This is a genomic window from Vibrio sp. 10N.261.45.E2 (assembly GCF_002875705.1).
Classification (GTDB): domain Bacteria; phylum Pseudomonadota; class Gammaproteobacteria; order Enterobacterales; family Vibrionaceae; genus Vibrio.
Map to the genome: position 1 here is coordinate 28,263 of NZ_MCZZ01000069.1, position 20,295 is coordinate 48,557.

General features: G+C 46.1%; 15 protein-coding genes and 1 pseudogene. 9 read left to right on the plus strand and 7 right to left on the minus strand.

All coding sequences use genetic code 11. The features are described from left to right. Window positions 1-118 precede the first annotated feature (118 nt). The 3 genes from BCT34_RS03775 (at window position 119) to metF (ending at window position 4,890) form a co-directional block, all read left to right on the plus strand. Complete coding sequence (locus BCT34_RS03775; RefSeq protein ID WP_076656774.1) at window positions 119-1,303, plus strand: O-succinylhomoserine (thiol)-lyase; 1,185 nt, start codon at window positions 119-121, stop codon at window positions 1,301-1,303. Then, window positions 1,303-3,714, plus strand: coding sequence for a bifunctional aspartate kinase/homoserine dehydrogenase II (locus BCT34_RS03780; protein ID WP_076656775.1), 2,412 nt, complete (start codon window positions 1,303-1,305; stop codon window positions 3,712-3,714). The genes BCT34_RS03775 and BCT34_RS03780 overlap by 1 nt, the downstream gene beginning before the upstream one ends. Before the next feature lie 276 nt (window positions 3,715-3,990). Continuing rightward, window positions 3,991-4,890: a methylenetetrahydrofolate reductase gene (gene metF / locus BCT34_RS03785; protein WP_076656776.1), complete on the plus strand. Its 900-nt coding sequence runs from the start codon at window positions 3,991-3,993 to the stop codon at window positions 4,888-4,890. Window positions 4,891-5,034: 144 nt separating this feature from the next. Here metF and BCT34_RS03790 read toward each other — a convergent pair whose 3' ends face one another. The 3 genes from BCT34_RS03790 to argE all read right to left on the minus strand — a co-directional run bounded on the left by BCT34_RS03790 (window position 5,035) and on the right by argE (window position 9,949). Beyond that, entirely contained in the window at window positions 5,035-5,574 is a 540-nt protein-coding gene (locus BCT34_RS03790) for a PadR family transcriptional regulator (RefSeq protein ID WP_076656777.1), read from the minus strand. Between the two features lie 349 nt (window positions 5,575-5,923). Continuing rightward, window positions 5,924-8,560, minus strand: coding sequence for a phosphoenolpyruvate carboxylase (gene ppc, locus BCT34_RS03795; RefSeq protein WP_017063683.1), 2,637 nt, complete (start codon window positions 8,558-8,560; stop codon window positions 5,924-5,926). A 252-nt stretch (window positions 8,561-8,812) separates the two neighbouring features. Beyond that, entirely contained in the window at window positions 8,813-9,949 is a 1,137-nt protein-coding gene (gene argE / locus BCT34_RS03800; protein ID WP_076656778.1) for an acetylornithine deacetylase, read from the minus strand. Between the two features lie 154 nt (window positions 9,950-10,103). On the opposite strand from argE, the gene argC reads away from it, so the two are divergent. The 4 genes from argC (at window position 10,104) to argH (ending at window position 15,456) form a co-directional block, all read left to right on the plus strand. Next, window positions 10,104-11,108: an N-acetyl-gamma-glutamyl-phosphate reductase gene (gene argC / locus BCT34_RS03805; RefSeq protein ID WP_017063685.1), complete on the plus strand. Its 1,005-nt coding sequence runs from the start codon at window positions 10,104-10,106 to the stop codon at window positions 11,106-11,108. Between the two features lie 12 nt (window positions 11,109-11,120). After that, a complete protein-coding gene (argB, locus tag BCT34_RS03810) occupies window positions 11,121-11,909 on the plus strand; it encodes an acetylglutamate kinase (RefSeq protein ID WP_076656779.1) in 789 nt (262 codons plus the stop codon). Window positions 11,910-12,022: 113 nt separating this feature from the next. Beyond that, entirely contained in the window at window positions 12,023-13,234 is a 1,212-nt protein-coding gene (locus BCT34_RS03815) for an argininosuccinate synthase (RefSeq protein ID WP_017632086.1), read from the plus strand. 347 nt (window positions 13,235-13,581) lie between these two features. Then, window positions 13,582-15,456 carry an argininosuccinate lyase gene (argH, locus tag BCT34_RS03820; RefSeq protein WP_017061136.1) on the plus strand — a complete coding sequence of 625 codons (1,875 nt, stop codon included), beginning with the start codon at window positions 13,582-13,584 and terminating at the stop codon, window positions 15,454-15,456. A gap of 242 nt (window positions 15,457-15,698) precedes the next feature. Here argH and BCT34_RS03825 read toward each other — a convergent pair whose 3' ends face one another. Next, window positions 15,699-15,947 carry a DUF3624 domain-containing protein gene (locus BCT34_RS03825; protein ID WP_076656780.1) on the minus strand — a complete coding sequence of 83 codons (249 nt, stop codon included), beginning with the start codon at window positions 15,945-15,947 and terminating at the stop codon, window positions 15,699-15,701. A gap of 87 nt (window positions 15,948-16,034) precedes the next feature. On the opposite strand from BCT34_RS03825, the gene BCT34_RS03830 reads away from it, so the two are divergent. After that, window positions 16,035-16,382, plus strand: coding sequence for a RidA family protein (locus BCT34_RS03830; protein WP_076656781.1), 348 nt, complete (start codon window positions 16,035-16,037; stop codon window positions 16,380-16,382). 309 nt (window positions 16,383-16,691) lie between these two features. Here BCT34_RS03830 and BCT34_RS03835 read toward each other — a convergent pair whose 3' ends face one another. The 3 genes and pseudogenes from BCT34_RS03835 to BCT34_RS24595 form a co-directional block, all read right to left on the minus strand. Further along, complete coding sequence (locus BCT34_RS03835; protein ID WP_076656782.1) at window positions 16,692-18,158, minus strand: dihydrolipoyl dehydrogenase; 1,467 nt, start codon at window positions 18,156-18,158, stop codon at window positions 16,692-16,694. A gap of 206 nt (window positions 18,159-18,364) precedes the next feature. Beyond that, window positions 18,365-19,093, minus strand: a complete 729-nt coding sequence (locus tag BCT34_RS03840; protein ID WP_076656783.1) for a glutathione peroxidase — start codon at window positions 19,091-19,093, stop codon at window positions 18,365-18,367. A gap of 44 nt (window positions 19,094-19,137) precedes the next feature. Further along, window positions 19,138-19,318, minus strand: a pseudogene (locus tag BCT34_RS24595) (hypothetical protein). Between BCT34_RS24595 and oxyR the strand changes: the two are divergent. Continuing rightward, entirely contained in the window at window positions 19,317-20,210 is an 894-nt protein-coding gene (gene oxyR / locus BCT34_RS03850; protein ID WP_076656784.1) for a DNA-binding transcriptional regulator OxyR, read from the plus strand. The pseudogene BCT34_RS24595 and the gene oxyR sit on opposite strands and share 2 nt — an antisense overlap. Window positions 20,211-20,295: the final 85 nt, after the last annotated feature.

Sequence of the window (20,295 nt, forward strand, 5' to 3'; positions counted from 1 at the left end):
TAGAAGTGTTGACGTCTCACGTTTATGAAAGTAAAGTGAATAACATATATCTAACACAGCCGCAAAATGCCGACAAGCAGCTGTGACTCTCAGACGCAAAACTTGTAAGGAAGCACCTATGAGCAGCCGGAAGCCAGCAACCATCGCAGTACGTACTGGTATCGAGTCAGACACGCAACACCATGCCGTTGTCCCACCCATTTATCTTTCGACTAACTATGGGTTTCCCGCTTTTGGTGAAGTGCCAAAGTACGATTACACCCGCTCAGGTAACCCAAATCGCGGTTTATTAGAAACGGCACTGTTTGAACTTGAGTCAGGTAAAGGCGCGGTTGTCACGAACTGCGGTACTTCTGCGCTCAACTTATGGGTTTCTGCTTTCCTAGGTGGCGATGATCTTATTATCGCACCACACGACTGCTACGGCGGTACTTACCGTCTGTTTAACACTCGTTCACTGAAAGGTGACTTTAAAGTTCTGTTCGTTGATCAATCGGATCAAGCGGCGCTGGATGCGGCGATCGCGCTTAAGCCAAAGTTGATCTTAATTGAAACACCATCGAATCCTTTGGTTCGTGTGGTTGATATTGCAGAAACTTGTCGTAAAGCGAAAGAGGTTGGTGCTCTGGTTGCTGTAGACAACACGTTTTTGACTCCTGTGTTCCAAAAGCCTTTAGAGCTGGGTGCGGATTTTGTTATTCACTCAACCACTAAGTACATCAACGGACACTCGGACGTTATTGGTGGCGTTGTCGTCACGAAAACAGAAGAGCACGCTGAAGAGCTCGCATGGTGGGGCAACTGTATTGGTGCGACCGGCACACCATTTGATAGCTACATGACTTTACGTGGTATTCGTACGCTAGGTGCGCGTATGCGAGTTCACGAAGAAAGCTCACGTGAAATTCTTGCGTCTCTGCAGCAACAAGATCTTGTCGGCACTATTTACCACCCAAGTCTTCCTGAACATCCGGGTCATGATATTGCGAAGAAACAGCAATCGGGCTTCGGCTCAATGCTCAGCTTCGAGTTTGCGGGTTCATTTGAAGCACTTAAGTACTTTGTCGATAAGTTAGAGCTATTCTCTTTGGCAGAATCTCTGGGTGGTGTTGAAAGCCTGATTTGCCACCCTGCGTCGATGACTCACCGTGCGATGGGTGACGAAGCTTTAGCGGAAGCGGGTGTTTCTCAGCAGCTACTGCGTCTATCTGTTGGCCTTGAAGATGCAGAAGATTTGATTGATGACCTTAAGCAAGCATTTGAAAAGACACAAAGCTTTATCGCTGAAGGGGAGGTTCAATAATGGCAACCTTTCGCCAGCTACATAAATTTGGTGGCAGCAGCTTAGCGAACCCTGAATGTTACCAGCGCGTGGTCAACATTCTTAGAGAATACTCATCAACCACTGACTTGGTCGTGGTATCGGCAGCGGGTAAAACAACTAACCGCTTGATTGAGTTTGTTGAAGCGCTCGACAAAGATGGTCGTATCGCTCATGAATGTCTGCAAACACTTCGTCAGTTCCAACTTGAGCTGATTGAAGCCTTGCTTGAAGGTGAATCTGCGGCTCAACTAACGACAACCATTCAACAAGAATTTACCGCTTTGGGTGAGCTAACGGCTCCTCTAAGTGAAGCACAAAAAGCACAAGTGCTCGGACACGGTGAGATTTGGTCTTCACGTCTGTTAGCTGCGTTGTTGTGCCAACATGATTTACAAGCCGTAGCTCAAGATGCGCGTGCCTTTTTACGTGCAGAAGTGGGCGCTCAGCCTGAAGTTGACCGCGCACGTTCTTACCCTCTGATTAAAGAAGCCTTGGCGCAGCACGCACATTGCCGTGTGGTGATTACTGGCTTTATGGCTCAAAACACTGAGGGTGAAACGGTGTTGCTTGGCCGCAATGGTTCGGATTACTCAGCAACTGTGATTGGTGCCTTGGCTGAAGTTGAACGCGTGACGATTTGGAGTGATGTGGCGGGCGTTTACAGTGCTGACCCTCGTTTGGTTTCGGATGCGTGTTTACTACCTCTACTTCGCCTTGATGAAGCGAGTGAATTGGCTCGTTTAGCTGCTCCAGTGCTTCATAGCCGAACGCTACAGCCTGTGGCTCAAAGTGCTATGGACTTAAGCTTACGCTGCAGCTATCAGCCAGAGGCGGGCTCTACACAGATAGAGCGTGTACTGGCATCGGGTCGTGGCGCGAAAATCATTACCTCTTTAGATGAAGTACTTATCGTGCAGCTGACCTTTGGTCACGGTCATGACTTTGACCGTCTAGAAAGTGAAGTACTTGAAGGGCTAAAACGAGCTCAACTTGAGCCGCTTGCTTACGAGCTTGAACCGGATCAACACTGCCTACGTCTTGCTTACACAGAAGAGATCGCTGGTGGCGCTCTGGAATATCTACAAGATCACGCGATTGAAGCTGAGATTAAATTAAAAGAAGGTTTCTCTTTGATTGCTGCGGTGGGCGCGGGTGTGACTAAGAATCCGAACCATTGCTACGGTTTCTACCAGCAGCTTAAGAGCTCGCCAGTTGAATTCATCTCAGAAGCGAACTCAGGCTTAAGCTTGGTGGCAGTCATTCGTAAGAGTGAAACATCAAGCCTAGTGAAAGGCATTCATTCTCAACTGTTCCAAGCGCAGAAGCGTGTTGCGATTGCTTTGTGTGGTAAGGGCAACATTGGTTCAAGCTGGTTAAGCCTGTTTGCTGAACAAAAAGCAGAACTTGAAAAGCGTCGTGGAATGAACTTTGAATTAGTTGCTGTGGTTGATAGTCAAACCTATTGGTTCGATGACCAAGGCATTGATGCGACCTCAGTGAGTAAGCGTTTTGATGATGAAGCGATTGCTAACAATGGTAACGACTGGTTGGAGCGTCTGGGTTCTATTCAAGGTTACGATGAAGCCGTTGTTCTCGATGTTACTGCGAGCCCAGTGCTTGCCGCAAAATATCTGCAAATAGCACAACAAGGTATTCACTTGATCTCGGCGAACAAGGTGGCAGGTTCTGCATCAAGCGAGTACTACCATCAGGTGCAAGATGCTTTCGCTAAGATCAGCCGTCATTGGTTGTACAACGCGACTGTGGGCGCTGGATTGCCGATTAACCACACAGTAAGAGACCTGCGTGAAAGCGGCGATGACATTATTGCGTTGTCAGGCATTTTCTCAGGCACGTTGTCCTGGTTGTTTCAACAGTTTGATGGCACGGTGCCATTCAGTGAGTTGGTCGACTTAGCGTGGCAACAAGGCCTGACTGAACCAGACCCACGAGCTGACCTAGATGGGTCAGACGTGATGCGTAAGTTGGTGATTCTGGCGCGCGAATCGGGTTTAGATATTGAACCTGAAAACGTAAAAGTGGAATCACTGGTACCTGAAGAGTTGCAAGATCTGTCGGTGGATGACTTCTTTGATAAAGCTTCTGTACTGAGCGAAGAGTTGGCTGAGCGTTTAGAGAAAGCGCACTCTCAACAAAAAGTTCTACGCTATGTAGCGCGTTTGGAGAAGAACGGTAAGGCAACCGTCGGCGTTGAAGCACTGTCTAAAGAGCACGCTCTAGCTAACTTACTGCCTTGCGATAATATCTTTGCGATTGAGAGCAAATGGTACAAAGATAACCCGTTGGTTATTCGTGGCCCAGGTGCAGGGCGTGAAGTCACAGCTGGCGCGATTCAATCTGACCTAAACAGAATGTCTAGCCTGTTTTGATTTTCAGATCGGTTGGTTTAGTGTCTAAATAGCATACTATTCACTAAGATAAATAAGGCTGAAAGCACGATGTGTTTTTCAGCCTTTTTTCTACCTTATTTCTGCTTTGCGACCCATTTAACGACTTGAGTTTTACTCACGATCTACTTGAGAAAAATTCATAATGGATCTGTTGACATTAAATCGTATTCAATTCATTCTACAGACATATAGACGTCTAAACGTCGTTTAAGGATTTGAGTTTTTAGTGGTTGCTTTTGCCACAGGGAGAGTAAGATGGGATACACACACGCTAGTCATATCGACGCTTTAAATCAGAATATCGCTGAGCTTTCTGACAACATCAATGTGTCATTTGAGTTTTTTCCACCAAGCAGTGAAAAGATGGAAGAGACACTGTGGAATTCTGTTCACCGTCTTAAAACACTTCAACCAAAATTTGTATCGGTGACTTACGGTGCGAACTCGGGTGAACGTGACCGTACCCACTCAATCATTAAAGAGATTAAAAGCCAAACAGGTTTAGTCGCAGCACCACACCTAACGTGTATTGATGCGAGCCGTGAAGAGCTGATTCAAATTGCCGACGATTACTGGGCGAATGGTATCGAGAGCATTGTTGCGCTGCGTGGTGATATTCCAGCAGGCGGCGGCGCGCCAGAGATGTACGCATCAGACCTAGTAGAGCTGCTTAAATCTCGTCACGACTTTGATATATCAGTCGCGGCATTCCCTGAGGTTCATCCTGAAGCAAAAAGCGCTCAATCGGATCTTATTAACCTCAAGCGTAAAGTGGATGCGGGTGCTAACCGTGCCATCACTCAGTTCTTCTTTGATGTAGAAAGCTACCTACGCTTTCGTGACCGTTGTGTGGCGGCTGGTGTGGATGTTGAGATTGTACCGGGCATCTTACCGGTTTCTAACTTCAAGCAAGCATCTCGCTTTGCTGCGATGAACAACGTAAAAGTACCAGGCTGGATGGCGAAGCAGTTCGAAGGTTTGGATGATGATCCTACGACTCGTCAGCTTGTTGGTGCTAGCCAAGCGATTGATATGGTTCGTACACTGAGCCGTGAAGGTGTGAAAGACTTCCACTTCTACACGTTGAACCGTGCAGAAATGACTTACGCACTTTGCCACACGCTAGGCGTTCGTCCACAAGTCGCTGCGCTTTAAGCAAAGTCTAACAAGTAAAGCCTAAGCGCTTGTAAAAGCTTCTGGCAGTAAAATTTCAAATCCTAAAGATACAAAAAAGGCTTGGACTCTAAGAGTTCAAGCCTTTTGCTTTTCTAGCTTCTAGCTTCTAGCTTCTAGCTTAACTTAAGCAAGAGAACCAAGTTCAAGCAGTACTTCTTCAGCCCATACAATCCATGCTTCACGGATAAGTAGGTTGCGACGAAGAGTAAGACGCTCAAGGCGTGCTTGCTTGTCTAGAGTTGATGGCGTTGCGTAGTAAGCTGCTTCGATTTCACGGTAGTGAGAAACCAGTTTGCGAGACTCTTCTACTAGCTCACCAAGTTGTACACGGTAAGCGTCAGAAGGTTGTACAGCACAAGCCATTAGCTTAGCTGAGAACTCGTCACGAACGGTTGGGTGTGCAGTTGGTTGTTCAAACCATTCACCTAGCGCGCCACGGCCAGCATCAGTGATAGAGTAAACTTTACGATCAGGTTTGCCTTCTTGAGGCTCAAGCACGCAAGTTACCTGGTCGTTCTGAGCCATTTTATTTAGCTCGCGGTAAACTTGTTGGTGGCTAGCTTTCCAGAAGTAACCAATGCTTGCGGAGAATTCTTTTGTGATATCGTAACCAGTAGCATCGCGTGTACTTAAAACGGTTAGAATTACGTGTGGTAATGACATGTCTGAAATCCAAATGGTAAACAGTAAACAAATACTTAAACAACAAGTGTGCTTCTAATGGCACGTTATATTGGTTATGTCTAAGTAGCACCAACTCATCGGTTGGTTATGTCACCTTACAAAGCCGTTTATCACCTAGGTTGACCAGTTTATTGGTCAAGATGCTGCAGATTATTTTTTTGGAGTGTTTCCGCAGCGGAGCAGTAGTATATCTAAATAATAAGCATAAAGTAGAATACATGGACAAAATAACCCAAAAAACTGACAAAATACTCACTAGTGGTTATTTTGCAAAATAAAAAGGCCGCACGAGGCGACCTTTTGTTCTTTTTATAGTAGGAACCACTAATTAACCAGTGTTTCGCATGCCTGCTGCAATGCCTGCAATCGTCACCATTAGCGCTTCTTCTAGCTCTGCTGGTGGTGTTTCACACTTACGAGTACGGTAAAGCAGTTCTGCTTGAAGCATGTTTAGTGGCTCAACGTAGATGTTACGTAGGCGAATTGACTCAAGCCCCCAAGGGTCGCTCTGCATCAAGTTCTCGTTATTTTCTACATTCAGTACCGCTTTGATGTCTTTTTGTAGCTGTTCACGCAGTAACTCACCCAGAGGTAATAGCTCTTCGTCAACAAGACGTTGGTCGTAGTACTTCGCAATTTCCATGTTGCACTTCGAGTACACCATTTCCAGCATACCTAGGCGAGTTGAGAAGAATGGCCATTCACGACACATCTCTTCAAGTAGCGCTTGGTGGCCTTGGTCTACTGAGTATTGAATTGCTTCGCCTGCACCTAACCATGCCGGAAGTACCAAGCGGTTTTGGCTCCAAGAGAAGATCCATGGAATTGCACGTAGGCTTTCTACGCCGCCATTCGGGTTACGTTTCGCAGGGCGAGAACCAAGAGGTAGTTTACCTAGCTCCAGTTCAGGCGTCGCTTGACGGAAATAAGGTACAAATTTCTCTTCACCACGAACCACGTTACGGTAAGCCTCACAAGAGACTTGAGACAGCACTTCCATTAGGTCGCGCCACTCTTGTTTAGGCTCTGGTGGCGGCAGAAGGTTCGCTTCTAGAATCGCACTTGCGTATAGGTTGAAGCTGTTTACTGCAACATCCGGCAAGCCAAGCTTAAAGCGGATCATTTCGCCTTGTTCAGTTACACGTAGGCCGCCTTTCAAGCTCTTAGGTGGCTGAGAAAGAAGAGCAGCGTGCGCCGGAGCACCACCACGACCAACTGTACCGCCACGGCCGTGGAATAGAGTCAGTTCAATACCTTCTTCGTCGCAAACCTTAACCAGCTTGTCCATCGCATCGTATTGAGCCCAACCTGCGGACATTACGCCGGCATCTTTCGCTGAGTCAGAATATCCGATCATCACCATTTGGTGATTCTGGATAAAGCCACGGTACAAGTCGATGCTCATTAGTTGCTTCATTACCGCTTCTGAGTTGTTCAAGTCGTCTAGCGTTTCGAACAGTGGACATACGTCCATGCGATACGGACAACCACACTCTTGCAGCAGCAAGTGAACTGCCAGTACATCGGATGCAGTACGAGCCATAGAGATAACGTAGGCACCGAAAGCTTCACGAGGTTGAGCAGCAATGACCTTACAGGTGTCTAAAACCTCTTTAACCTGTTCAGATGGCTCCCAATCACGAGGAAGTAGTGGGCGTTTTGAGCTTAATTCATTGGTTAAGAATGCGATCTTGTCTTGCTCGCTCCATTGGTCGTAATCGCCAATGCCTAGGTAGCGAGTCAGTTCAGACAGCACATCTGAGTGACGGGTACTTTCTTGACGAACATCGAGACGAACTAGGTGTACACCGAATGCTTTTAGGCGGCGCAGAGTATCAAGCAGAGAACCGTCTGCGATCACGCCCATGCCACATTCGTGTAGCGATTGGTAACACGCGTACAACGGTGTCCAAAGTTGGTCGATATTCTGTAGTGTTTCTTTCTTCGGTACTTCTGCATCATGCAGTTTCGCATCAAGTACTTCTAACGTGTTGTTCAGCAGAGTACGAAGGCTCTTTAGGATTGCACGGTATGCTTCGTGCTCGTCACCCGCTAGCTCACGAACGGCATCATTGCACTTAGTCATCGACAGTTCGGTAATCAGCTCGTTTACGTCACCTAGGTAAAGGTCAGCGGCTTTCCAGCGAGATAGGCGCAGCACTTCTTTGGTAATGGTGTGCGTTACGAATGGGTTACCATCGCGGTCACCGCCCATCCAAGATGAGAAGTGTACTGGGCGCGCATCAATTGGCAGGCCTTCACCAAGATAACCTTTTAGTCGGCCATCCATTTCACGTAGGAAATCAGGAACCGCTTCCCATAGCGAGTTTTCTACAACTGCAAAGCCCCATTTAGCCTCATCAAGTGGTGTAGGGCGTTGCTGACGAATCACATCTGAGTGCCAGCCTTGAGCGATAAGTTGCTCTAGGCGACGTTCTGTTTTCACACGCTCTTTGTGTGATAGGTCGCTTAATTCTAATTTAGATAGACACTCGTTGATCTTAACCAGCTTGTTAATCATGGTGCGACGAGTGATTTCTGTTGGGTGTGCAGTCAGAACGAGTTCAATGTTCAGGTCGCGAACGGCTTGAGCCGCATCTAGCTTGCTGATGTCATTCTGGTTTAATTTGGAAAATAGAGATTGCAGCACATCTGGTTCGCAAACATGCTCCTCACAGTGGCGAGAGATGGTGTGGTACTGCTCTGCCATATTGGTGAGGTTGAGAAATTGGTTAAACGCACGAGCAACAGGAGTCAGTTGTTCGTTCGGCAGGTTTTTGATTTCTTCAACTAGGCTGTCACGGTCAGCTTTGTTGCCTGCGCGGGCGGATTTGGAAAGTTTACGGATAGTCTCCACTTTCTCTAAGATAACGTCACCATGTGCATCTTGGATTGTGTTACCTAGCAAGCGTCCCAGCATGCTTACGTTACTCTTGAGAGCGGCGTATTTCTCGTTCATTGTCATCCTGCCTCGTAAAAAAATTACATCCATTGTTCCTTGTTAAGTACACAATCTAGCGAAAACTGCTGTATCTAGTCAAATAAAGCATTCTAAGTTTGCAATTATTAGTTTTCGAAATGCGGGAGAAGTAAATTTTCCAATACTTCGGAATCAAAGTGAAATTTAATTACAAGATCAGGCTGTGTCAGGGATAACAGAATAAAAGCCACTTTTTCGAGTGGCTTTTATACGAAAATATTGGAAGAAAAGTAATCGCTAGAAACAATATTTACGGATCGATTTACTTAGAACATCAATCGTTGGATCAATAAAATCGAAGCTTAGGAACTCATCAGGTTGGTGAGCTTGGTCGATTGAGCCTGGGCCCAGAACTAAGGTTGGGCAAAGTTCTTGAAGGAAAGGCGCTTCCGTACAGTAGTTCACGGTTTGCGATTCAATCTCACAAACTGATTCCATGCCACCGATAAATGGATGGTCGTGTTGGCACTCGTAACCCGGGATAGGTTCGTGTAGTGGCGTGATCTCAATTCTGCCCGGCCATTTCGCTTCCACTTCTTTGAGTGCGCTGCGCAGCATGTTGTCTAGGCCATCTAAGCTGATACCCGGCAAAGGACGCACATCGTAGTGCAGTTCACAGCAACCACAGATACGGTTAGCGCTGTCGCCACCATGAATATGACCAAGGTTTAGAGTAGGGCTTGGAATTGCAAAACCCGGGTGATGGTACTCTTTGACTAGCTTGTCGCGCAGCTGCATTAAAGCAAATAGCACTTCATGCATGATCTCGATGGCGTTGACGCCTAATGCCGGGTCTGAAGAGTGACCCGATTTACCGGTTACTCGCACTGTATTGGCGACATGACCTTTATGACCACGAATCGGCACTAGGCTGGTTGGCTCACCAATGATGCAGTAATCCGGTTTAAACGGTGCATTCTCGGTGAAGTGACGTGCGCCGAGCATGGTGGTCTCTTCGTCACAGGTTGCCAATACATATAGCGGCTTGGTCTGTTTGCTCCAATCCATCTTCTTTGCCGCTTCATAAACGAAAGCGAAAAAGCCTTTCATATCGGCCGTGCCTAATCCATAGAAGCGATTGTTGTGTTCGGTCAGTGCGTGAGGGTCGAAGTTCCAACGGCCTTCATCGAATGGCACGGTGTCGCTGTGTCCCGCTAATAGCAAGCCACCTTCACCAGAGCCCATCTTCGCGATCATATTATGCTTGCCGGGTTCGACTTCCACGACTTCAACGCTAAAGCCCAAGTCTTTAAACCATTGAGCCATTTTTTCGATCACTTTCTCGTTGCCATGATCCCAACTTGGATCGGTCGAACTAATAGAGTCTGTGGAAATTAGGCCTTTGTAGACCTCAAGAAAACTCGGTAATTGCATATTATCTTCACTTCTACTATTGACAGGAAAACTATAAGTCGGTAAAACACATATTAAATCATATTTAATGCATAAGAAATCAAATAAAGCTAAAAATTAAGTATGAATAGTCAAATTTTGAAATGTAACTTACCTCAAGAATGGATGTGTTGAGATGTTGAAAACCACGATCATTGGCGCAAGCGGCTACACAGGAGCAGAACTGGCTCTAATGATAAACAGACACCCTGAGCTCACGCTATCAGGTTTATATGTCTCAGCCAATAGTGTAGACGCAGGTAAACCTATTGCGGCATTGCACGGTAAGTTAGCTGGCTTGATTGATATGCCAGTGCAACCACTAACGAATCCAGAAGAAGTGGCTAAACAGTCTGATGTGATTTTCTTAGCGACTGCGCACGAGGTAAGTCACGACCTAGCGCCAATCTTTCTAGAGAACGATTGCCAAGTCTTCGACCTATCGGGTGCCTTCAGAGTTAAAGGCGAGAACTTCTACCAAGAGTTCTACGGTTTTGAACACCAACACGAACAATGGCTAGACAAAGCCGCTTACGGTTTAGCGGAATGGAACGAACAAGAAATTAAAGAAGCTCAACTTGTCGCAGTTGCGGGTTGTTACCCAACCGCATCTCAACTGGCGATTAAGCCTTTGGTTGAAGCAAAGTTATTGGATGAGAACCAATGGCCAGTGATTAATGCAACCAGCGGTGTTACTGGTGCCGGTCGTAAGGCGACTATGGTTAACAGCTTCTGCGAAGTAAGTCTGCAAGCTTACGGCGTCTTTAATCACCGTCATCAACCTGAAATGGCTGCACATTTAGGATGTGATGTGATTTTCACTCCGCACCTCGGCAACTTTAAGCGCGGTATTTTGGCGACCATCACCATGAAACTGGCTGAAGGCGTGACAGAACAACAGATACAAGATGCCTTTGAGCAAGCCTACCAAGGCAAGCCTGCGGTGAGATTACTCGAAGAGACATTACCAAGAATTCAAGATGTAGAACAGACACCTTTCTGCGACTTAGGTTGGAAGGTTCAAGGGCAACACATCATCGTTGTTTCAGCGATTGATAACTTATTAAAGGGTGCATCTAGCCAAGCGATGCAGTGTTTAAATTTACGTTATGGTTTTGCGCCATTAACTGCGTTAGTGTAAGGAAATCTAGATATGAGCCTTAATAATCAACCATTAATCATAAAGTTAGGTGGCGCTGCGCTATCTTGTGGTGAAACACTTAGCAAGTTATTTGGTGCTATCTCTGCTTACCAACAGCAAGCACAACGACCAATCGTGATTGTTCACGGCGGTGGTTACCTTGTTGATGATTTGATGAATAAGTTGAACCTCGAAACCGTTAAGAAAGAAGGGCTACGTGTTACTCCTTACGATCAGATCCCAGTGATCGCTGGCGCACTAGCGGGTACGGCGAATAAATTACTTCAAGGTCAGGCGATTAAAGACGGTATCAATGCCGTTGGTTTGAGCCTAGCGGATGGTGGTTTATGCAAAGTGAGCGAACTGAACCCTGAACTAGGTGCAGTAGGAAAAGCGGAGCCGGGCGACTCAACTGTGCTGCAAGCAATTCTTAATGCGGGTGCACTGCCAATCATAAGTTCTATTGGCCTAACTGAGCAAGGCCAACTGATGAACGTCAATGCCGACCAAGCTGCGGTTGCCGTTGCTGGCGCACTTGATGCTGAACTGGTACTTCTTTCTGATGTAAGTGGTGTGTTGGATGGCAAAGGCCACCTCATTTCAAGCCTTAATCAACAACAAGCCGATGACCTTATTGCAGGCAAAGTGATTACTGACGGCATGATCGTTAAGGTTCAAGCCGCACTAGAAGCCGCTAACGACCTCGGACGACCAATCGAAGTTGCTACTTGGCGATACCCAGAAAAGCTAACACAACTGTTTTCAGGTAAAAGCATAGGAACACAGTTTTTACCTCAGTAGTTCTCACAACGAGTTACTACTTAAAGAATTTAGACAAACTAAATAAACATATAATTATGAAGTTATTTCCAACGCTGACCGCCATGTGCAGTATGGAAACTAGGAGAAAGAAAATGAGCAAAGTTAACGTAAAGAAAGTTGTAGTAGCCTACTCTGGCGGTCTAGACACATCAGTAATCATCCCATGGTTGAAAGAGAACTATGACTGTGAAGTGGTTGCGTTTGTCGCGGATGTTGGTCAAGGCGACGAAGAATTGATTGGTATCGAAGAGAAAGCGAAAGCTTCTGGTGCTTCTGAGTGTTACATCGCTGACCTTAAAGAAGAGATGGTGGCAGATTACATCTACCCAACGCTAAAAACAGGCGCTTACTACGAAGGCAAATACCTACTAGGTACTTCTATGGCTCGTCCAATCATCGCGAAAGCGCAGGTTGAAGTTGCACGTAAAGTAGGTGCAGACGCATTGTGCCATGGCTGTACTGGTAAGGGTAATGACCAAGTTCGTTTTGAAGGTGCATTCGCAGCACTAGCACCAGACCTACACGTAATTGCACCATGGCGTGAGTGGGATCTAGTAAGCCGTGAAGAGTGTCTAGATTACCTAGCAGAGCGTAACATCCCTTGTACGGCTTCTCTAACTAAGATCTACTCGCGTGACGCAAACGCATGGCACATCTCGACAGAAGGTGGTGTTCTAGAAGATACATGGAACGCGCCAAACGAAGATTGCTGGGCTTGGACGGTAGACCCAGAGCAAGCGCCAAACGAATCTGAAACAGTGACGCTTAAAGTTGAAAAAGGCGAAGTGGTTGCGGTTGATGGCGAAACAATGACGCCATACAACGCACTGGTTTACCTGAACGAGAAGGGTGCTAAGCACGGTGTTGGTCGTATCGATATCGTAGAAAACCGTCTTGTAGGCATGAAGTCTCGTGGTTGTTACGAAACTCCGGGCGGCACAATCATGATGGAAGCACTACGCGCTGTAGAGCAACTGGTTCTTGATAAAGCTGCATTCGAATTCCGTGAAGAGCTAGGTGTTAAAGCTTCTCACCTTGTATACGATGGTCGTTGGTTCACTCCGCTATGTAAGTCAATCCTTGCAGCGACAGAAGAGCTAGCACAAGACGTGAATGGTGAAGTCGTTATCAAGCTTTACAAAGGCCATGCAACGGTAACTCAGAAGCGTTCTGACAACAGCCTATACTCTGAAGAGTTCGCAACCTTTGGTGAAGATGAAGTTTACGACCAAAGCCACGCTGAAGGCTTCATCCGCCTTTACTCGCTATCAAGCCGTATCCGTGCTCTGAATAGCCAAAAGTAATCCTAACAATGAGTTAGTGAGCGAACCTTTGATGAAAGCTTAAAGGTCAGTAAACAGACATTATTATGCAAAGCCCATTCACTATTGATTAGTGAGTGGGCTTTTTAGTTTCTATTCGCCTAATAAATCAGCTTCGGTTTTTACTATCGAATGGCATATAATTCGCGCTCCACGCTGAAAATAAGCAATGGATTCAACTTTTGGTGAATAAATATGTGAAAATAATGAATTAATACTTTATTTTCATTTTGAATTGCCGTAAGTTTAAACCATCAGAAAAATACTGAATCTTAATCAGAATTATCATTTGCAAAAACAGTGAGCACTGTGCAATTAGGAGATACACAATGGCATTATGGGGCGGTAGATTTACCCAAGCAGCAGACACCCGGTTCAAAGATTTTAACGATTCTCTTCGTTTTGATTACCGATTGGCTGAGCAAGACATTGTGGGCTCAATTGCCTGGTCTAAAGCTCTACTGTCGGTCAACGTATTAACAGAAGAAGAGCAACAGAAGCTTGAGTTAGCACTGAATGAGCTAAAACTTGAGGTGATGGAAGATCCTGAACAGATTCTACGTTCTGATGCAGAAGATATTCACAGCTGGGTTGAGCAACAACTTATCGGCAAAGTCGGTGACTTGGGTAAAAAGCTTCACACTGGCCGTTCTCGTAATGACCAAGTGGCGACAGACCTGAAACTATGGTGTCGTCAGCAAGGTAACCAACTGCTACTAGCATTGGATCGCCTACAAAGTCAAATGGTGAACGTTGCTTCTCAGCATCAAGAAACCGTGCTTCCTGGTTATACTCACTTACAACGTGCTCAGCCGGTAACTTTTGCTCACTGGTGCTTGGCTTACGTTGAAATGCTTGAGCGTGATTATTCTCGTTTGAATGATGCGATTAAGCGTCTAGATACATGTCCGCTGGGTTCTGGTGCCCTTGCAGGAACCGCTTACCCGATGGACCGTGAAGAGTTAGCTCACAACTTAGGTTTCCGTCGTGCAACGCGCAACTCTCTCGATTCAGTATCTGACCGTGACCATGTGATGGAGCTGATGTCGATCGCTTCTATCTCTATGCTTCACCTTTCGCGTCTTGCAGAAGATATGATTTTCTACAACTCTGGTGAATCAAACTTCATCGAGTTAGCGGATACCGTGACGTCAGGTTCATCTCTGATGCCACAAAAGAAAAACCCAGATGCGCTAGAACTTATTCGTGGCAAAACGGGTCGTGTGTACGGTTCATTAGCCGCAATGATGATGACAGTAAAAGCTCTACCTTTGGCGTACAACAAAGACATGCAAGAAGATAAAGAAGGTCTGTTCGACGCTTTAGACACTTGGAATGATTGTATGGAAATGGCTGCTCTTTGTTTCGATGGCATAAAAGTGAACGGCGAACGTACACTGGAAGCAGCGAAACAAGGCTACGCGAACTCAACCGAATTGGCTGATTACTTAGTTGCGAAAGGCATTCCTTTCCGCGAAGCTCACCATATTGTCGGTGTAACGGTAGTGGCGGCGATTGCGAAAGGCTGTGCATTAGAAGAATTAACCATCGCAGAGATGAAAGAGTTCTCTGAGGTGATTGAAGAAGATGTGTACGACATCCTAACCATTGAATCGTGTCTTGAAAAACGTAGCGCGCTAGGCGGTGTATCACCACAACAAGTGGCTTACGCGGTTGACCAAGCTGAGAAACGTTTATCACAGCGTGACACTTCCATCGTCAAGGTGCGCCCTGCTCGTCTGACCGATATTGAAGCGTTGGAAGGTATGGTCGCTTACTGGGCAAATATGGGTGAAAACCTCCCTCGTTCTCGCAATGAACTGGTGCGTGATATTGGTTCGTTTGCGGTCGCAGAACACCATGGTGAGGTGACAGGTTGTGCATCACTCTACGTGTATGACTCTGGCTTAGCGGAAATTCGCTCTTTGGGTGTTGAGGCCGGCTGGCAAGGTCAAGGGCAGGGCACCGCGATTGTTCAGCACTTGGTTGAGAAAGCACGCCAAATGGCCATCAAGAAGGTATTTGTACTGACTCGTACACCTGAGTTCTTCATGAAGCATGACTTCTTACCAACATCGAAATCTCTGCTACCAGAGAAAGTACTGAAAGATTGCGACCAGTGTCCTCGTCAACATGCATGTGATGAAGTGGCGTTAGAAGTAAACTTGGTAGAACAGATCATCGCTAAGGTTAATGTTGCATAAGGTATTGATTTTATAGCCCCTAAAAAAAAGATCAAAAATCTGATCTTTTTTGGGAACAAATTAAGAAAAGCCAGGTCTATTAAAGTACCACTGCTTTTTCTTAGAATTTTCTAAGAAAGCCCTAGAATCGATTGGTTCTGGGGCTTTTTTCTATCTGCTGTTTGGAAAATGATGATGGCTTGCTAAGCCGGGTCATTTAATTAGGCATCTAGTCTATATCGCTTCTCCAACAAAGCTCTCGGTTAACGCTTTTTGTTCCTTAAAGGCAGCACCACAAACTTCATTATCCAATGCAATGATAGCAAACCACTGAACGCGAAAGCAGCCATCATCAAAGCGATCGCATTGATGGTTTTTGGGTCTTCTCGGAAAAATAACCACCACGCTCCCCAACTCAAAATCGACAATATCATCAGCTGATTCATGCAACGCTGGCAACGACCGAGTTTGTTACGGATTTTTTCACTTTTATTGCAATGAATGCATGTCATCTTGGGTTTGATTCGCGTTATGCTTGTTGCCCTGATAATAACACGTCACAAGATATTGGATCACGGTGACACAGAGAGAGAAAGTCGATGATTGAGCGCCAAGAAACCAAACAACGCATGAGCCGTATTGTTAAACACAACGGCACTATCTACCTATGTGGCCAAGTGTGTGCTGATGCAACCAAAGACATCACTGAGCAGACACAGACGATGTTGGATAAAGTAGAAGTCCTACTTGAGCAAGCAGGCAGTGATAAAGAGCACATGCTGTCAGCAACGATTTACTTGAAAGACATGAAAGACTTCCAAGAAATGAACGCAGTATGGGATGCATGGGTTCCTGAAGGTCACGCTCCAGCTCGCGCATGTGTGACTGGCGACATGGCCCGCGAAGCGCTACTTGTTGAGATCTCTGTGATTGCAGCTGAGAAGTAATTCTCTAGTATTTAGCGATAAGTAACGGCTTTAAGAGATTCCAGATACCTCATCCCTCGGTTCTGGAATGACGAGCTTAGTTTTGGTTTAGCTGATGCGTCACTTTGATTCAGTTTAGACGCGTTTTGAAAAGCACCGCAATTCTGGTTAGCTTCGCCTAGACGTGTATGAAAATTACTGTCATTCCCGAGAGCGGCGAAGGAGCGTAATCGGGAATCTATTATTTACTCGTTGCCAAAAACAAAAAGGAAAGCCAATGGCTTTCCTTTTTAGTATCTAATCTATGTGTTCTATCTCAATCCACCGAGATTAACAGCCAGGACCACAATCCAGACAGTGTTTCACCATCTCTGGACCTAGGTGTAGTTTCGCATTGAGGTCACGTAGCGCTGTTCGAACACCTTCTTCAATTACTGGGTGGTAAAACGGCATGTCTAGCATCTCAGAAACCGTCATCTTGTTCTGGTGTGCCCATGCTAACAAGTGAGCCAAGTGTTCGGCGTTTGGTCCCATCATTTCAGCACCAAGGAAGCGACCTGTACCTTGCTCACCGTAAACATGCAGAATACCTTTGTTGCGTAGCATTACTCGTGAGCGGCCTTGGTTCTCGAAAGAAACTTCACCCGTTGCGAAACAACCACATGTACCTAAGCGAGTAGTGATCTCTTTGTAAGTCTCACCCACCATCGCGATTTGCGGGTCAGAGAAAACCGCTGAGATTTTAGAGCGGCGTAGGCCTGCACGAATCTCAGGGAAGCGACCTGCGTTGTCGCCGGCAATGCGCGCTTGGTCTGCCGCTTCGTGTAGCAGGGGCAGTTGGTTGCTGGCATCACCTGCAATGAATACTGATGGCAATGATGTTTGTAGTGTGTAGTGGTCAGCGATTGGAACTCCACGCTCATCAAGCTCAAGAGAGGTATTCTCTAGGCCAAGTTTATCTGTATTGGGACGACGACCTGTTGCTGCCAGCACGTACTCAACGACGTTGGTTTCTAGCTCACCTTGCTTATTGATGAATTGGATCTCGACGCGAGCCTCACCTGATTCAGTGGTAATACGCTTCATGCTTTCGATTTTCACGTCGGCATCTAGATAGAACTCTTCATTGAAGGCTTTATCAGCGTAAGCCATGATCTCAGGGTCAGTTACTGGGCCAACTTGACCACCTAAACCGAACAGTTTTGTCTTCACACCTAAGCGGTGCAGCGACTGGCCAAGCTCAAGGCCAATAACACCTGGGCCAAATACGGCAACTGATTCTGGTAAGTCATCCCAGTTGAACACGTCATCGTTAATGATTAGGCGATCACCAAGCTCGTTCCAAACTGCAGGATATGCAGGGCGCGAACCGGTTGCGATAACAATACGCTTAGCCGTCACAACCGTGTGGTCATCAACTTGCAGCGTGTTGTCGTCTAAGAATTTTGCGTAGCCAGAAATCTTGTCTTGCTCTGGGATTTCATCCACGCCTTCTAAAACAAAACCAACAAAACGGTCACGTTCAAACTTTACTCTGTCCATCACTTCACGGCCGTTAATCACGATATCACCTTGTGGGTGAACGCCAAAAGCCGGAGCTTTCTCGATTTGGTGTACGCTTTCTGCGGCTGCAATAAGCAGTTTAGATGGCATACAACCAACGCGAGCACAGGTAGTACCGTAAGGGCCGCCTTCAATCATCACGACACTGTCAGTGTGTGCTTTTGCAGCGCGGTAAGAACCTAGACCTGCCGTACCGCCCCCGATAACTGCTACATCTACATTGACTTGTTTCATAATAATTTTCTCGCAATGGCTGAATTTAGTTTGAACGAACCCCTCCAACTCATGTGATATTTTTGTGAGTCAGGATAGCGGGTCAGTTTTGTGATTCTGTTTTATTAGGTTTAGCTTGTGACTGTGGTTAATGCGAGCCACAAGCTTGATTCAACCCGATAGGGTTAGCTAACTCACAAGTGAGTGAGTTAGCCATTTGGCAGTGATTAGCCCAGGAAAGCTTCTAGCTCTTCGCTACCACCGATGTGTTTGCCACCGATGAATACTTGAGGAACGGTAGTGCGACCAGAGATTGCACGTAGGCTCACTGTTGTTGCATCTTTACCTAGTACTACTTCTTCGTAGTTTAGACCTTTGTCGATTAGGTTCTGTTTCGCTTTCATACAGAAAGGACAGCCTGGCTTAGTGAATACTGTGATTGACTCTTGCTCTTTGTGCTCAGGAGCAAGGTAGTTAAGCATAGTATCAGCATCAGAAACCTTGAACGGGTCGCCTGGTACGTCTTCTTCGATGAACATTTTCTCTACCACGCCGTTTTTAACCAGCATGCTGTAGCGCCATGAACGTTTGCCGAAGCCAATGTCGTTTTTCTCAACTAGCATGCCCATGCCGTCTGTGAAATCACCGTTACCATCTGGGATGAATGTGATGTGTTCCGCTTCTTGGTCAGCTTTCCATGCGTTCATTACGAACGTGTCGTTTACAGAAACACACAGAATGTCATCAACACCGTTCTCTTTGAACACAGAGTGTAGCTCGTTGTAACGAGGTAGGTGGCTTGAAGAACATGTTGGCGTAAACGCGCCTGGTAGGCTGAATACGATAACTGTCTTGTCTTTGAAAAGCTCTTCTGTCGTTACGTTAACCCATGCATCGCCTTGGCGAGTTGGGAATGTTACTTGAGGGATTGATTGACCTTCTTTAGATGCAAACATATTGATTTCCTTAAATAGTATTTTTAATTTTATTCTATTAGAGCTTAACGTTTTTCGTCGCTCTGTTTCGTTTTGTTGAGCCCATTATTAGATAAATCCTTTGATAGCTCTAATCGTTTGATGTTATGGTTTTGATAGGTAAATTCTATCAAGAGCATTTTTCTTTTAAATGTTTCGATTAGAACCCCTTGTTCTTATTAAAACCTGAGGTAAGAGACTGATCATGAACATTCGTGACTTTGAATACTTGGTGGCACTCGCAGAGCATAAACACTTCCGAAAAGCGGCAGAAGCGTGCTTTGTCAGTCAGCCGACACTAAGCGGTCAAATACGCAAACTAGAAGATGAAATTGGACTTCAGTTAACCGAGCGTAGTCCAAGGAAGGTAATATTTACAGAATCAGGGTTACAACTTGTTGAGCAAGCCAAGCGTATTCTCAATGAAGTGAAAACTTTTAAAGATATGGCGAGTGGACACGGTGAAGCGATGACGGGACCGATGCACATTGGTTTTATTCCAACCGTTGGTCCTTACATCTTGCCTAAGATTGTTCCTCATCTTAAAGAGAGCTTCCCAGATCTTGAGCTTTACCTGCATGAAGCTCAGACCCATCAGTTAGTGAGCCAACTTGAAGATGGCAAGCTTGATTGCTTGGTATTGGCTGCGGTCGATGAAACGGCGGTGTTTAAAGAGATTGATGTGTATGACGAGCCGTTAAGTGTTGCGGTTCCATGTGATCACGAATGGGCTCAGCAAGACACTGTCGATATGCTGCAGCTAAATGGGCAAACCGTACTGGCACTAGGTGACGGACACTGTTTAAGAGACCAAGCCTTGGGCTTCTGTTTTGCTGCGGGTGCGAAAGATGACGAGCGCTTTAAGGCAACCAGCCTAGAAACGCTGCGTAACATGGTGGCTGCGGGGGCGGGTATTACCTTGTTACCTCAGTTATCGGTACCAAAGGAAAAGCAGAAAGATGGAGTGTGTTACGTGCCAGCGGTGAATCCAACACCTTCACGAAGAATTGTCGTGGCTTACCGCCCCGGCTCTCCGTTGAAGGGACGTTTCGAGCAGTTGGCTGAGACTATCCGAGCTCAATTGGAAAAAACGGATTAGCGATCGAGTTTAGAGCGGAGTTCGTTCAGATGTAGATATAAAAAGGGTTGATATGAATTCATATCAACCCTTTTTGTTGGTTCAT

Excerpts from the sequence above, each read along its gene's own strand:
- BCT34_RS03825 (WP_076656780.1), bottom strand. The coding sequence starts at position 15,947 with ATGACATGCATTCATTGCAATAAAAGTGAAAAAATCCGTAACAAACTC.
- argB (WP_076656779.1), top strand. The coding sequence starts at position 11,121 with ATGAGCCTTAATAATCAACCATTAATCATAAAGTTAGGTGGCGCTGCG.
- ppc (WP_017063683.1), bottom strand. The coding sequence starts at position 8,560 with ATGACAATGAACGAGAAATACGCCGCTCTCAAGAGTAACGTAAGCATG.
- metF (WP_076656776.1), top strand. The coding sequence starts at position 3,991 with ATGGGATACACACACGCTAGTCATATCGACGCTTTAAATCAGAATATC.
- BCT34_RS03780 (WP_076656775.1), top strand. The coding sequence starts at position 1,303 with ATGGCAACCTTTCGCCAGCTACATAAATTTGGTGGCAGCAGCTTAGCG.
- oxyR (WP_076656784.1), top strand. The coding sequence starts at position 19,317 with ATGAACATTCGTGACTTTGAATACTTGGTGGCACTCGCAGAGCATAAA.
- BCT34_RS03835 (WP_076656782.1), bottom strand. The coding sequence starts at position 18,158 with ATGAAACAAGTCAATGTAGATGTAGCAGTTATCGGGGGCGGTACGGCA.
- argC (WP_017063685.1), top strand. The coding sequence starts at position 10,104 with ATGTTGAAAACCACGATCATTGGCGCAAGCGGCTACACAGGAGCAGAA.
- argE (WP_076656778.1), bottom strand. The coding sequence starts at position 9,949 with ATGCAATTACCGAGTTTTCTTGAGGTCTACAAAGGCCTAATTTCCACA.
- BCT34_RS03775 (WP_076656774.1), top strand. The coding sequence starts at position 119 with ATGAGCAGCCGGAAGCCAGCAACCATCGCAGTACGTACTGGTATCGAG.
- BCT34_RS03830 (WP_076656781.1), top strand. The coding sequence starts at position 16,035 with ATGATTGAGCGCCAAGAAACCAAACAACGCATGAGCCGTATTGTTAAA.
- BCT34_RS03840 (WP_076656783.1), bottom strand. The coding sequence starts at position 19,093 with ATGTTTGCATCTAAAGAAGGTCAATCAATCCCTCAAGTAACATTCCCA.
- BCT34_RS03790 (WP_076656777.1), bottom strand. The coding sequence starts at position 5,574 with ATGTCATTACCACACGTAATTCTAACCGTTTTAAGTACACGCGATGCT.
- BCT34_RS03815 (WP_017632086.1), top strand. The coding sequence starts at position 12,023 with ATGAGCAAAGTTAACGTAAAGAAAGTTGTAGTAGCCTACTCTGGCGGT.
- argH (WP_017061136.1), top strand. The coding sequence starts at position 13,582 with ATGGCATTATGGGGCGGTAGATTTACCCAAGCAGCAGACACCCGGTTC.